Annotated in this window: 10 protein-coding genes; 4 read left to right on the plus strand and 6 right to left on the minus strand. The window is 65.0% G+C overall.

The features are described 5' to 3' along the window. Positions 1–3 precede the first annotated feature (3 nt). From ACQY4T_RS05940 to ACQY4T_RS05955, 4 genes are read right to left on the minus strand one after another with little or no spacing between them, the layout of a single operon-like run. Complete coding sequence (locus tag ACQY4T_RS05940) at positions 4–738, minus strand: SDR family NAD(P)-dependent oxidoreductase (protein WP_428538875.1); 735 nt, start codon at positions 736–738, stop codon at positions 4–6. Then, the gene (locus ACQY4T_RS05945) at positions 731–2110 is read right to left on the minus strand and encodes a class I adenylate-forming enzyme family protein (protein WP_428538877.1); all 1380 of its coding nucleotides are present in this window, start codon (positions 2108–2110) and stop codon (positions 731–733) included. Before ACQY4T_RS05945 ends, ACQY4T_RS05940 begins: the two co-directional genes overlap by 8 nt. Then, the gene (locus ACQY4T_RS05950; RefSeq protein ID WP_428538879.1) at positions 2097–2339 is read right to left on the minus strand and encodes a hypothetical protein; all 243 of its coding nucleotides are present in this window, start codon (positions 2337–2339) and stop codon (positions 2097–2099) included. Before ACQY4T_RS05950 ends, ACQY4T_RS05945 begins: the two co-directional genes overlap by 14 nt. Before the next feature lie 38 nt (positions 2340–2377). After that, a complete protein-coding gene (locus ACQY4T_RS05955; RefSeq protein WP_428538881.1) occupies positions 2378–3034 on the minus strand; it encodes a hypothetical protein in 657 nt (218 codons plus the stop codon). 241 nt (positions 3035–3275) lie between these two features. On the opposite strand from ACQY4T_RS05955, the gene ACQY4T_RS05960 reads away from it, so the two are divergent. From ACQY4T_RS05960 to ACQY4T_RS05970, 3 genes are read left to right on the plus strand one after another with little or no spacing between them, the layout of a single operon-like run. Then, on the plus strand, positions 3276–4592 hold the full coding sequence (locus ACQY4T_RS05960; RefSeq protein WP_428538883.1) for an O-acetylhomoserine aminocarboxypropyltransferase/cysteine synthase family protein: 1317 nt from the start codon (positions 3276–3278) through the stop codon (positions 4590–4592). 23 nt (positions 4593–4615) lie between these two features. Next, complete coding sequence (locus tag ACQY4T_RS05965) at positions 4616–5575, plus strand: homoserine O-acetyltransferase/O-succinyltransferase family protein (RefSeq protein ID WP_428538885.1); 960 nt, start codon at positions 4616–4618, stop codon at positions 5573–5575. Next, a complete protein-coding gene (locus tag ACQY4T_RS05970) occupies positions 5572–6969 on the plus strand; it encodes a pyridoxal phosphate-dependent decarboxylase family protein (protein ID WP_428538887.1) in 1398 nt (465 codons plus the stop codon). Before ACQY4T_RS05965 ends, ACQY4T_RS05970 begins: the two co-directional genes overlap by 4 nt. 60 nt (positions 6970–7029) lie before the next feature. Here the strand turns inward: ACQY4T_RS05970 and ACQY4T_RS05975 are convergent, their stop codons facing one another. Beyond that, complete coding sequence (locus tag ACQY4T_RS05975) at positions 7030–9012, minus strand: hydantoinase B/oxoprolinase family protein (protein WP_428538889.1); 1983 nt, start codon at positions 9010–9012, stop codon at positions 7030–7032. Positions 9013–9017: 5 nt separating this feature from the next. Then, a complete protein-coding gene (locus tag ACQY4T_RS05980; RefSeq protein WP_428538891.1) occupies positions 9018–11042 on the minus strand; it encodes a hydantoinase/oxoprolinase family protein in 2025 nt (674 codons plus the stop codon). A gap of 374 nt (positions 11043–11416) precedes the next feature. Here ACQY4T_RS05980 and ACQY4T_RS05985 point away from each other — a divergent pair, with 374 nt between their 5' ends. Continuing rightward, positions 11417–12631, plus strand: coding sequence for an ABC transporter substrate-binding protein (locus ACQY4T_RS05985; protein WP_428538893.1), 1215 nt, complete (start codon positions 11417–11419; stop codon positions 12629–12631). The last annotated feature ends 33 nt before the right edge of the window (positions 12632–12664 follow it).

A 12664-nucleotide genomic window follows, 5' to 3' on the forward strand; every position in this document is an offset into this window, starting at 1 on the left:
GGTTCACGCGGTGTTGCCGGCATCGACGGTGGTTGTGGTGCCGGTGATGTTGCGCGCCTTGTCGCTGAACAGGAAGTCGACCGCATGAGCGATGTCGGCGATGTCAGGCATGCGGTGCAGCGCGCTGCGGCGGGCGATCTGGGCGCGCTGGGCCGGGGTCAGGTCATGCGTCATTTCGGTATCGATGAAGCCTGGCGCGACCGCGTTGACGGTGATGCCCAATGGTCCGAGTTCGCGTGCCAGCGACCGGGTGAAGCCGGTCAGCGAGGCTTTGGTGGCGCTGTAGACCGACAGTCCGTTGTAGCCGGTGGTGCTGACCACGGAGGAGATGTTGACGATGCGCCCGCCGCTTCCGGTCATCATCGAGCGCACCACGTGTTTGGTCAGCGTCAGCGGCGAGGTGACGTTGAGTCGGACCAGCCGGTCGATGGTGGCGTCGGGCATGTTGGCGAGGATGCCGCTGGTGCCGAGTGCTGCGTTGTTCACCAGGCCGTAGAATGGCCCGAATTCCCGGCTGAGGGATTTTACCAGCGTGGGGATGGCGGCGATATTGGTCAAGTCGAAGGCGCGGAAATGCAGCGCGTCAATTTCCGCCGGCGTGAGTTGGGTGCGCAGGGCTGGAAGCTGGTCGCCTTGCTGGCGGGCGAGGGCGATCACCTGGAAGCCGGATGCCAGCAGTACGCGGGCGATGCCGAGACCGAGGCCTCGGCTGCCGCCGGTGACGAGCACGTTACGCATGGGTGCGGGCCAGCTTGCCGGAGGCGGCGATGTCGAGCGCGGCGACCGGGCGCAGCATGGCGGGCACCTTGTGCGCCGGCAGCGCCGTTTTGCAGGTTGTCAGGATCTCGGCGCTGATCGTGTTGAAGCATTGCTGGGCGGCGGATGCGCGGAGCACGATGTCGGCGACCACCAGGGTTCCGGTGATCGGGCTTGGGCGTCCTCGCACCCGGACCATTTGGACGGCTGGATGCTGGCTGATCACGGCCTCGACTTCTTCCGGATGCACTTTTTGCCCCCCGACGTTGATAACGCCTTCCCGGCGGCCGGCGAAATAGTAGCGATCGCCACGCAGCGCCACGATGTCGCCGGTGTCAACGAAACCGTCGGCGTCCGCCAGCGTGGCTTGATCGCCAAGGTAGCGTGAGGCGGTGCGGGTCGAACGGATGCGCAATGAGCCATGCTGGACGCTAAGCTCGGCCTTGGCTCCGGGTTGGCCGATCAGCGCGGCGGGGAATCCGGCCAGGCCATCGCTGACGTCGAAGGCGACGCCGGCCTCGGTCGAGGCGAAGGCGTGGGTGATGGTGGCGCCGGGGTAGGCGGCGGCGAGTTGGTTGAGGATCGGCTGATCCGCGACCTCCCCCGAGAGGCGGACATAGCGTGGCGCGATGCGTTCGGCGGCGGTCATCAGGGCGCGCCGCCAATGCGATGGGGTGCCGGAGATGTGGGTGACGCCGGACTGGCCGGCGCGGGTGAGGAATGCCGCCACCGGTTCGGGGTGATGCGACAGCACCATCGATCCGCCGCCGAGCAGGGCGCGCAGCAGGATTTGCAGGCCGCCGTAGCGGCGGACGTCGTAGAACGTGGCCCAGACGGTCGCTTCGGCTGCGGCGAGTCCATCATCGAGCGGCCCGGTCAGGCTGGCCAGGCTGTGGAGCACCAGCTTGGGGCGCCCGGTGGTGCCGGAGGTGAACAGCAGCCATTCCGTGCGTGTGCGGCGGTCGTGGTGGTGGGGCGCGGGGCCGGGCTGGTGGGCACAGACTACCACCGGAGTGGCGGTGGGTATTGGCGGGGGCGCGTCGCAGACGATGACGTCGATCTGGGCTTGTTGCAGCACGTCGGGCAGGTGGGCTGGTGCGAGATCGGGCGGGCACAGCACGACGCGGGCGGCGATGCCGTCGAGTTGCAGCAGGGCCAGGGCGAAGATCATTTGCCGTTCCGACCAGATCAGCACCGACTGGCCTTGGAACTGATGCAGCGGCCTGTCGAGCGTGCTGGCCTGATTGAGGCTGACCAGGCTGACCTGGCCGCGATGGTCGGCCAAGAAGCGCCGCGGCGCCAGGCCGGCGGCGGCGGTCAGATCCCAAAGCGGACGATGGTCAGGCCGCGGCATGCTCGTAAAGCGAGATGAACTGGCCGACGGTAACCGGCAACGGGGCGTCGTCGTCGGTAAACGGATCGACGCCCAGGCGGTCGTCGAGCGACGCCACCAGGACGGCGATGCAGAGCGAATCGAGGCCCGAGTCGAGCAAGGGCAAGCTGTCGGACAAAGGTGCCAGGCGCTTGCCTTGCTGGGCGGCGATTTCAGTGATCTGGGTCATGACGGTGGAGCGGATCGACATGGTTGCCTGCTGTGTCGGAGGGAACGGTCGGGTCCGGGTCATGGGATGTGGCCTGATGGCGCCAGGTTGGGCACCAATTCGAGCAGCAGGTCCTTGAAGCCGACCCACAGCGGCAGAATGGAATCGTCGGGTCGCAGATGGCGGATCATCGCGCCATGGCCTTGGGTTGGATCGCTGTCGAATCTGATATGTTCGGACAGGAAATGGCGGAACCCGCGCAGCAGCGGGTCTTCTGACGCGGGCGACGTCAGCATGGCGCGGAACACGCGTTCCAGGCCGCCGTCCTCGTAGCTGGCGATGCTGAGCGCGCGGGTGGTGGCGTCGGTTTGGCGGACCATGCGAAGGTAGCGATCGCCGGCCGCCTTGAAATGAAGTCGTTTTGAGTCCGGAACTGGCGTCAGGGCGAGGACGCGGTGCATGAATTCGTCATGATCCAATTTCTCTTTGGGTTGGGCGACGCCCGGCCAGGGCGAGAGGTTGTCGGTGTCGCATTCTTCCCGTTCGAGATCCTGCAGTTTTTCGTCCGCCGGGTGGAGGATGCGGGCGATCTGGAGGTTTTCCCTAAACTGCACGGAGAAGAAGTAATATGCCCAGGCGGCGGCGATGGTATCTTCCTGGCCGAGGCCGGGCCAGTTCAGATGGCATATCTGCTCGATAGTTTCTTCATAGGCAAAATCGACGACGGTTTGCATCATGGCCATGGTCCAATTGTAGCGCAGGCAGGACATTGCCTGTGCAGTATGTTTATAGATCTTTAGTCTACATCTTGCAAAATAATTTTGGCCAGAGTTCGAATGATTTTGGCATACGTCTATGTGTATTGCGCAATGACTACATTAGTCTGCCGAAAAAACGTTTACTTCCCGATTTGTTCATGCCATAGATCGTGACGCCTCGGCAGGCGAGTCGCCGTCGTGCCGATCGGGGAATCAAGGGATGCGGACCGAGACCATCGCACTTCACGCCGGCTATCAGGCGGATAAATCGGTCAGGTCGGCAGCGGTGCCGATCCACCAGACGGTGTCCTATGAATTCGACAGTGCGGATCATGCAGCCGCCTTATTCAATCTGGAAGCGGAAGGTTTTCGCTACAGCCGGATCAGCAATCCGACGACGGCGGTGCTGGAGCGCCGGGTTGCGGCGCTTGAGGGTGGGGTCGGCGCGCTGTGTCTGGGGTCCGGGATGGCTGCATTGTACAATGCGATCCTTTGCCTCGCGGCGCCCGGGCGCAATCTTGTCAGCGTGCCACAACTGTATGGCACGACGCATACGCTGCTGTCTCATGTCTTGCCGCGGATGAATGTCAGCGTACGGTTTGCCTGCTCCGACGATGCCGACGACATCGGCCGGCTGATCGACGACGATACGATGGCGGTGTTCTGCGAGAGCGTCGGCAATCCGGCGGGCAATGTCTGCGATATCGAGGCGTTGGCCGAGATCGCGCATGCGCATGGCGTGCCGTTGCTGGTGGACAATACGGTGGCCTCGCCGGTACTGTTGCGGCCGATCGAATTCGGTGCCGATATCGTGGTGCATTCGCTGACCAAGTTCCTTGGCGGCCACGGCACGACTCTAGGTGGGGCGATCGTCGATGGCGGGCAGTTCCCGTGGCATCGCCAGCCGGGGCGATTTCCGATGCTGAACCAGCCGGATGCGTCGTATCACGGTCTGGTCTACGCGACGCATTTCGGGCGCACCGCCTATATCGAGGCGTGCCGGAATTTCTGCCTGCGCACCACCGGTGCCGCGCTCGCCCCGCTGAGCGCGTTTCTGCTGCTGCAGGGCGTCGAGACCGTTGCTCTGAGGGTGGAACGACATGTCGAGAATGCGCGGCTTGTGGCCGAGGCGCTGCAACGCGACGACCGGGTGGACTGGGTGAATTACGCCGGGTTTCCCGCCAGTCCGTACTATCCGCTGGTGCAGAGGTATATGGCGGGCAGAGCCTGCTCGCTGCTGACCTTCGGTGTGCATGGCGGCATGCCGGCGGGAAAGCGGTTCTACGACGCGCTACGGCTGATCAAGCGGGTGGTCAATCTGGGTGATGCGAAGTCGCTGGCCTGCCATCCGGCGTCGACGACGCACCGGCAGATGACGCCGCAGCAGCAGATACAGGCCGGTGTCACGCCTGAGATGATCCGGCTGAGCGTCGGCATCGAGCATGTGGACGATATTCTGGCCGATCTCGATCAGGCCCTCGCGGCGGCACATGACGGATGTCTCGATCCCGCACTGGTGTTGCGCGAGCCGGGCTGACGCGGCGATCGGGAGGGGAGGTGGTGCTGACGCAACGAACCAGCCAAAGGCCGCCCTCCGAACTGGTGATCGGCCTGGTCAACAACATGCCGGCGGCGGCCAGGCGAGCAACCGAGCGACAATTCGCCGCGCTGCTGAAGACCGCGTCGCGGCGGCTGGGCATCGGGGTCAGGCTGTTCGCGGTTGAGACGCTGCTGGATGATCCGGACGACACGCTGGACGTGCTACGCCACGCCGGGGCCGACGCCTTGATCGTCACAGGCGCCGAACCGCGGAGCAGCGCGATCACCGACGAACCGCTTTGGCCGGCGCTGGGTCGGCTGATCGACTGGGCGGCCGATCGCACGATCTCGACCATCTGGTCGTGCATGGCGGCGCATGCGGCGGTGTATCGATTGGACAAGATCAGCCGCAGGCGACTGCCGCACAAGCTGTCGGGCGTGTTCACCTGCTTGAAGGCAGGCAATCATGAGCTGCTGGCGGATGCGCCGGGCTGCTGGCCGGTGCCGCACTCGCGGCACAACACGCTGGATGAAATGGAGTTGCTCGGCAGCGGCTATACGGTGCTGTCGCATGCGCCGTGCATCGGAGCCGACTGCTTTGTCAAACAGACCCGCGCCAGCCTGTTCTTGTTGCTGCAAGGTCACCCGGAATATGGGCCGGACAGCCTGCTGAATGAATTTCGCCGCGATGTCAGGCGGTTTGTCCTGGGCCAGCGTGAGCGTTGGCCGGACATACCCGCCGGCTATTTTGATGCCGAGGTTGTCGCTGAGCTCGTCAGGCTGGGAAAGCGTGCCGGGGCGGCGCCAGGCGCTGACGTGCTTGCCTCGGTCGATGCGGCGATCACCGTGGCGCCGCGGCAAGTCTGGCGCCCGGCGGCGGTGGGACTCTATGTGACGTGGCTTTCGTATCTGTCGGAACAGAAGGCCGCGTGCGACGATGCGGCGTTCCGGCCGATGCGCAACTGGCGCATCGCATCATGACCGGCTCCGCGTTATTTCCATCGCCTGAACAGCGGCTAATCTGGACCAACCACCTGACCGAGATGCTGTCGGCGGCTGAGCGGCGGGTGATGCAAGGTTCGGTGACGCCGACGTTCGACCGGGATGCGTTCGCGGCCGAGCTGGCCGGGTTCGACTTCGACCAGCCGGTGGCGTTCGAGCGGCTGCTGGACTGGACCGTGGCGCGGATGGAGCATGGCGTCGTGCACATGACGCATCCTCGGTATCTGGGCCTGTTCAATCCGGCGCCGAGTTTTCCGGCGCAGTGTGGCGACCGGATCGCGGCGTCGTTCAATCCGCAATTGGCGACCGCGACGACCTCGCCGGTGGCGGTGGCGATCGAGGCACATGTGGCGGGTTTGCTGTGCCGGCGGATCGGGCTGGCGGCGGATGCCGTGGGTCACTTCACCTCGGGCGGGTCGGAGGCGAACAATACCGCGCTGATCTGTGCGTTGACCCGAGCGGAACCGGGGTTCGCCAGCAGTGGCAGCCGAGCGTTTGCGGGTCAGCCGGTGTTCTATATCTCGGCGGACAGTCATCTGGCGTGGATCAAGTTTGCTCACATGGCGGGGATCGGGCGCTCCGCGGTCCGGCTGGTAGCGACCGATGGCGGGGGGCGGATGAGCGCGGAGGCGCTGGAACAGGCGATCGCGGCGGATCGCCGCCAGGGCTCTGTGCCGGTGATGATCGTGGCGACGGCGGGAACCACCAATGCCGGGATGATCGATCCGCTGGCGGCATGCGGCGCGATCGCGCGCCGGTGCGGCGTCTGGTATCATGTCGATGCGGCCTGGGGTGGGGCGCTGGCTGCGTCGGCGCGGTTGCGCGGCAAGCTGGCGGGGATCGAGGCAGCGGATTCGGTCACCATCGACGCGCACAAGTGGTTCGCCACGACGATGGGCTGCGGCATGTTCCTGACCGCCCATCCACGGGTGTTGCAGGCGGCCTTCAACGTGACCACGAGCTTCATGCCCGGGGCCTCTTCGGTCGATCCGTACATGACGACGGCGCAATGGTCGCGGCGTTTCGTCGGGCTGCGGCTGTTCCTGTCGCTGGCGGCTGGCGGCTGGGGCGGTCATGGCGCGCATGTGGAGCGGGCGGTGGAATTGGGACATCGGCTGGCCGAACGGATGCGGCGGCAGGGCTGGACGGTGGCGAACGAGGCGGGGCTGGCGGTGGTTTGTCTGCGGCCGCCGGCCGGGTCGGTGGCGGTGCGGGAGATCGTGGGCCGGGTTGTCGGCTCGGGCGATGCGTGGGTCTCGGCGGCTCGGTTCGAGGGTGGCGAGGTGATCCGGGCCTGTGTCACGCATGGGGAGACGTCGGCGGAGGATATCGACGCGGTGGCTTCGCTGCTGGAGCGGGCGCGGATGGGCTGACGAGGTGGCGTTGCCGGAGCTGGGGCGGACGGGCTGACGTGGCGGCGGTGCCGATACGCCCTACCCCCTATCCCAGAAAGCAGCCGATCGGCGCTGCATCATGTCGCGGAACTGTTCGGTCGACTTCGGCAGCAAAGCGCCGCTGTCCCAGTCCAGCACCACGCCATACTGCCGGATCACGTCCATCGCATCCAGTTCGCCGGCGCGAAACCGTGCGGCGATCGCTTCCGGGTCCGACGCCAGCCAGCCGTGGCGGCCGGTTCGGATTTCGCCGCGCCTGGCCTCCGTCGCCGCCTCGTCCACCTCATACTCCGCCAGTTCGGCATCCACCGCGCGGATGACCACGCCATAATCCTTCGCCGCCCGCGCGATCGAGACATAGCCGTCGGCCACGTCGTCACACACCAAGGCCGGTTTGCGCAGCAGCGGATCGCCGAAGCCGCCGCCGCCCGCCGTCGGCCGGCTGAATGCGTCGCCAGACTCGAGCTTGACGTCGGAAAAAACCGAACCCAGCCAATCCGGCCGCGACGCACCGTTCCGGGTCAAGGTCAGGCCGTGCGGCATCGACGGCAAACCGCCCTCGATGCCCCAGACCACCGCACGTTCCCGGTCGCAAATGTAGGAGATGACGGTCCCCTCCGCCTCCCGCAGCAGCGTGCTCTTCCGCACCCCCGCCCCGCCGCGCCACTGGCCCGGGCCTGGGCTGTCGGTCAGCACCTCGAACTCGGTGGTCAGCATCGGGCAGTTGCGCTCCTGCCCCTCCACCGGCTGCGACTGCAATCCGGTGCCGAAACAGGCGGTGGTGACGTTGGCGCCGTCTTTTCCGTTGCGCCCGCCCCAGCCGCCCGGCAACCAGTCGTAGAACATGAAGATCGGCTTGCCGGCCGACCGCAGATCGCGGCCGCCGGTCAGCAGGTATTCCAGGTTGAAGGCACAGGCGATCGCCCGCTCCGGCATGATCTTCGACCAGATCTCGTAGATCGAGTTCATGATCTTCTCGAACGGCATCAGGAACCCGGTCACCGCGACCGGCCACCTGGCGTTCACGATGGTGTCCACCGGCGCGATCACCTCGATCGGCCGATAGAAACCCGAATTCAGCGGCAAGTCCGGAAAGAACGTCTTCATCCCCGCCGCCACCGCCGAGAACGTTGCCCCGAACGCCGAGTTATACAGCGACCCGATGCAAGGGTGGCTGCCGCTCAGGTCATAGATCACCCGGTCGCCCGAAATCGTCATCTTGACCTTGATCGGGATCATGCCCTCACTGGCCGAGGGATCACGATCGATGAAATCCTGCGTCTCCCAAGTGCCGTCCGGTAGTGCCAGCAGCCGCTGCCGCAGGATGCGCTCCACATAGCTCTGCACATCGGCAAAGCCGGCAACCACGGTGTCCTCGCCATACTTGCCGACCAGGCGCAGGATTTCCCGCTCGCAAACCGCGGTGGCCGCCGCCTGTGACTGCATGTCGCCGATGATCGAGGCCGGATCGCGCGTGTTGCTGGCGATCAGGTGCGCAACGTCACGGCGCAACACACCTTTATCCCACAGCCGAACCGGAGTGATGCGCAGGCCTTCGCGGAACATTTCGGTGGCGCGGACATCGAACGATCCCGGCACGCTGCCGCCGACATCGGACCAGTGGCCGTTCGACTGGCTGAACGCGATCACCTTGCCGCTGGAGAAGATCGGCCGGATCAACCGCACATCCGGAAAATGCGTTCCTCCAGCGTAAGGATCGTTGATGGCGAACACGTCGCCCGGATGCATGTCGTCACCGAAGAAGCGGATGACGTCCTTGCACGTCCAGTGCAAGGTGCCGACGTGGACGGCGATATCGGCGTTGCCCTGGGCGATCGAATCGCCATTCGCATCGTTCAAAGCATTCGAGAAATCCCGATTGTAGATCACGAACGAATAGCACGTCCGGATCATCTGCTCGGCCATCTGGTCCACAGCAGTAATGAAAGAATTCTTGAGAACCTCGAAAGTAACCGGATCAAGCGCCACGCCGGTGTCGCCCGGCAACAGGTCTGCGTTCATGCTGATCAGCTCCCTACCCGCATCACCAGATTACCAAACCGATCCACTGTCATGCTGGCCCCCGGCGGCAGCACGCTGGTGGCGTCGAGCTGGTCGATGATCGCCGGACCCTCGATCACCGCGCCCGCCGGCAACTCCGAGCGCCAATATACCGGCGTATCATGCGGCGTTGCGTTATCAAAATACACCGACCGGCGGCTAGCCGGCTGCGGCATGGCGCCGCCCGGTTCGCTGGTCGCCAGAGCGGCCTTAGGCACCACCCCGGTCGCTTTGAGATTAAGCCGAAACAGGCTGACCGGTGCATCGTCACGGCGGAAATTATATTCGCGTTCATGCTGTTCATGAAACGACGTCACCAGCGCTTCCATCGTGGTGATTTGCGGCGGCACCGGAACGCTCAACGACCGCCACTGGCCCTGATACATCATGTCCACGCTGCGCTGCATCACCATGTCGGCCATCGCCACGCCCTCGTGCAGCAGCCGCTCCGCCGCCGTCGCCTCAAGCGTTGCGAACCGGCGCTGTAGGTCCGCCGGGTCGGTAGCCTCGGCCGGCCTCAGGTAGCTTTCCGCGAAATCGTGCTGCAGGTCCACCAGCAGGCAGCCCAGCGCCGAGGTGATGCCGGGATTGGTCGGTATGATCACCACCGGAATCGACAGTTCCCGCGCCAGCGCGGCGCCGTGCAGCGCGCCGGCACCGCCGAACGCGACAAGTGCGAAGTCGCGCGGATCATAGCCGCGCGAGATCGAGATCAGCCGCACCGCGTCGGCCATGTTGGCGTTGGCAACGCGGATGATGGCGTCCGCCGCCTGCGGCACTGAAACCCCGAGCTGCTCGGCAACGCCGACGCGCACCGCCTGCTCCGCCAGTTTTGCATCCAGCTTGATGCTGCCGCCCGCCAGGCCGGTTCCCAGCCGACCGAGCACGATATTGGCGTCGGTGTTGGTCGGCACGGTATTGCCGCCGCCGTAACAAGCCGGACCCGGATGCGCGCCAGCCGACTGCGGCCCATTCTTCAGCGCCCCGTCCTCGATGCGCGCCAGCGAGCCGCCGCCGGCGCCGATAGTCAGCACCTCGATGCTGGGAAAGCGGATCGGATAGCCGAACTCGATCCCCCAGTCCTTGGTCACCCGTGACTGGCCTTCGTAGGCCAAAGACACGTCGCAACTGGTGCCCCCCATGTCCAGGCCGATCGAGTTCGCAAAACCGCACAGCCCGGCGATGTGGCGCGACGCAATGGCCCCCGCCGCAATCCCCGACCCGGCAATCCGGCCGGCGAAGTCGCGCACGCTCGATGGGGTCATGACGCCGCCGCCGCTATGCAGCAACAACAGGTCGGAGGCATAGCCGCCGGCGCGCAGGCGCTCGCTCAGGCGCTCGACATAGGCACCGGCAACCGGGCTGAGCACGGCGTTGACGACGGTGGTGGAAAACCGCTCGTGCTCGAAAATCTCCGGCAACACTTCCGAGGAAATCGATACCGGAACGCCGGGCAGCTCGCTCAGCAGGATGTCGCGCATGGCGCGTTCGTTCTCGCCGTTCATAAAGGCGTTCATGAAGCATACGGCGACCGCGGCAACCTGTCTTCGGCGCAGTATGCGGGCCAGTTCCAGCGCTTCCGCTTGATCTAGTTTCGTAACGACGACGCCGGCCGCATCGATCCGTTCGGACACCGCAAGGCGGTCGCGACGCGGGATATAAGGTCGCGCGACATCCTTGTAGGCGTCCCACAAATCTTCCTTGTTGGCGCGACGAATTTCGATGACGTCGCGGAAGCCGCGGGTGCAGATCATGGCGACGCGCGGCAGGCGGCGGGTGATCAGCGCGTTGGTTGCGACGGTGGTGCCATGCGACAACAGCGCAATGTCACTGAGATTCACCCCGACCGCTGTCAATCCGGTCATGAAACCGTCGATTGGGTCCGGCGTGGTCGGGGTTTTCGCCACCTGCATCTTGCCGCTGACTTCGTCCAAGGCACAGACATCGGTGAAGGTTCCGCCGATATCGATTGCCACACGTACGCTGCCCATACGGTTCGCTCCTCCGCTGCCAAGCGCATTGCTCCAGCGAGATGCATTTGTATGGAAGGCGCGCAAACGGTCAACCGTGCCGTCCATGCGGCTCGGTTGCTTACAACGACGGCAACTGCTTCCGCGACAAGCGCGCAAATGCCGCCGGGCGGTGCAGCGGAGAAAGTAACGATACCAAAACGATAGCGCTGCTGGACGGTTGCGCTTTGCCCTGGCGGCTGTTTGAACCTGCGACAAATCTGTCCGGCGAACTTCGCCGGCCTGCCGGTCGATTGCGGCATGCATGGCACAGCCCTTGCAGCCCCTCGGATTAAGGAAGCGGTCGCTGCTGGAGTGCGGCGCAACTTCGCAAAGACGTGTTGTAGGAGTTTAGTGTGAAAGTATCATCGGCCGGCTGGGCAGTGGCGATTGTTGCGGGGTCGATACTTGCGTGTGCGCCGGCCCGTGCACGTGCGGCGGATGATGATATCGTCCTCGGCTTCGCGGTCGCCCAATCCGGCGGAATGGAGGCCTACGACGGCGACGCCACCAGAATGGCAGGGCTCTGGATCGACCAGATGAACGCCAAGGGCGGCTTGCTCGGAAAGCAACTGAAGCCGGTCTACGCCGACACCAAAAGTGACCGGGTCGAGGGCACCCGCGCCGGCCAGGAAATGGTCCATGACGGGGCAAAGGTCGTATTCGTCACCGCCGATTACGACTACGGCGCGCCAGCCGCCCTGCAGGCGCAGAAGGCCGGTCTGATCTCGGTATTCCTGGGCGCATCGGACCCGAAGGCCGGGGTGATCGGCGTGGGCCCGTACTCATTCACGGCAGAGAAGGCCGGCCAGCTCGAAGGCGCCACGGTGGCGGAGTGGGGCTACGAGAAGAAGGGCTACCGCACCGCCTACGTGTTGCTCGACGATGCCATCGAATATGACAAATCGGTCTGCGCCGGTTTCGACTGGGCGTTCGAAAAGGAAGGCGGCAAGATCGTCGGCCACGACACCTTCAAGAACGCCGATCCGTCGATCGGATCTCAGGTCACCCGGCTGTCCAACGCGATCCGCGACCACAAGGTGGATGCGCTGATGCTGTGCACCTACCAACCCGGTGGTGCCAGCGCGGTGCGGCAATTGCGCTCCGCCGGCATCGAGCTGCCGATCCTCAACGGGTCATCGATGGACGGAACCTACTGGATCAGCGCGGTGCCGGGCCTGGACGATTTCTATGTGCCCGTGCAGGCACTGGCGAATGGCGATCCGCGCCCCGAGGTCGCCCAGTTGACGAAGGATTACACCGCGAAATACGGCAAGCCCCCGACCTCGCAGTATGCCTACCCGATCTATGCCTGGCTGCAGCTCTGGGCCAAGGCGGTGACCGAAGCGAAGACCACCGACGCCAAGCCGGTGGTCGCCATCATGGAAAAGTTCCACGATGAACCCACCGTGCTCGGACCCCGCAGCTTCACGCCCAAGCTGCACATCCAGACTCGCATTCCGCTGACCATCACCGACACCGCCAACGGCAAGCAGGTCCCGGTGGAAGACTGGCGCATCAAGCAGGACATCCCCCCGGCCGTGCTCTACCGGCTGAAGAAGGCCTCCTGATCCTGCAAGCCAACGACGCGACGCAAGCAGCTT

This window comes from Rhodopila sp. (assembly GCF_965277825.1).
Classification (GTDB): Bacteria; Pseudomonadota; Alphaproteobacteria; order Acetobacterales; family Acetobacteraceae; genus Rhodopila.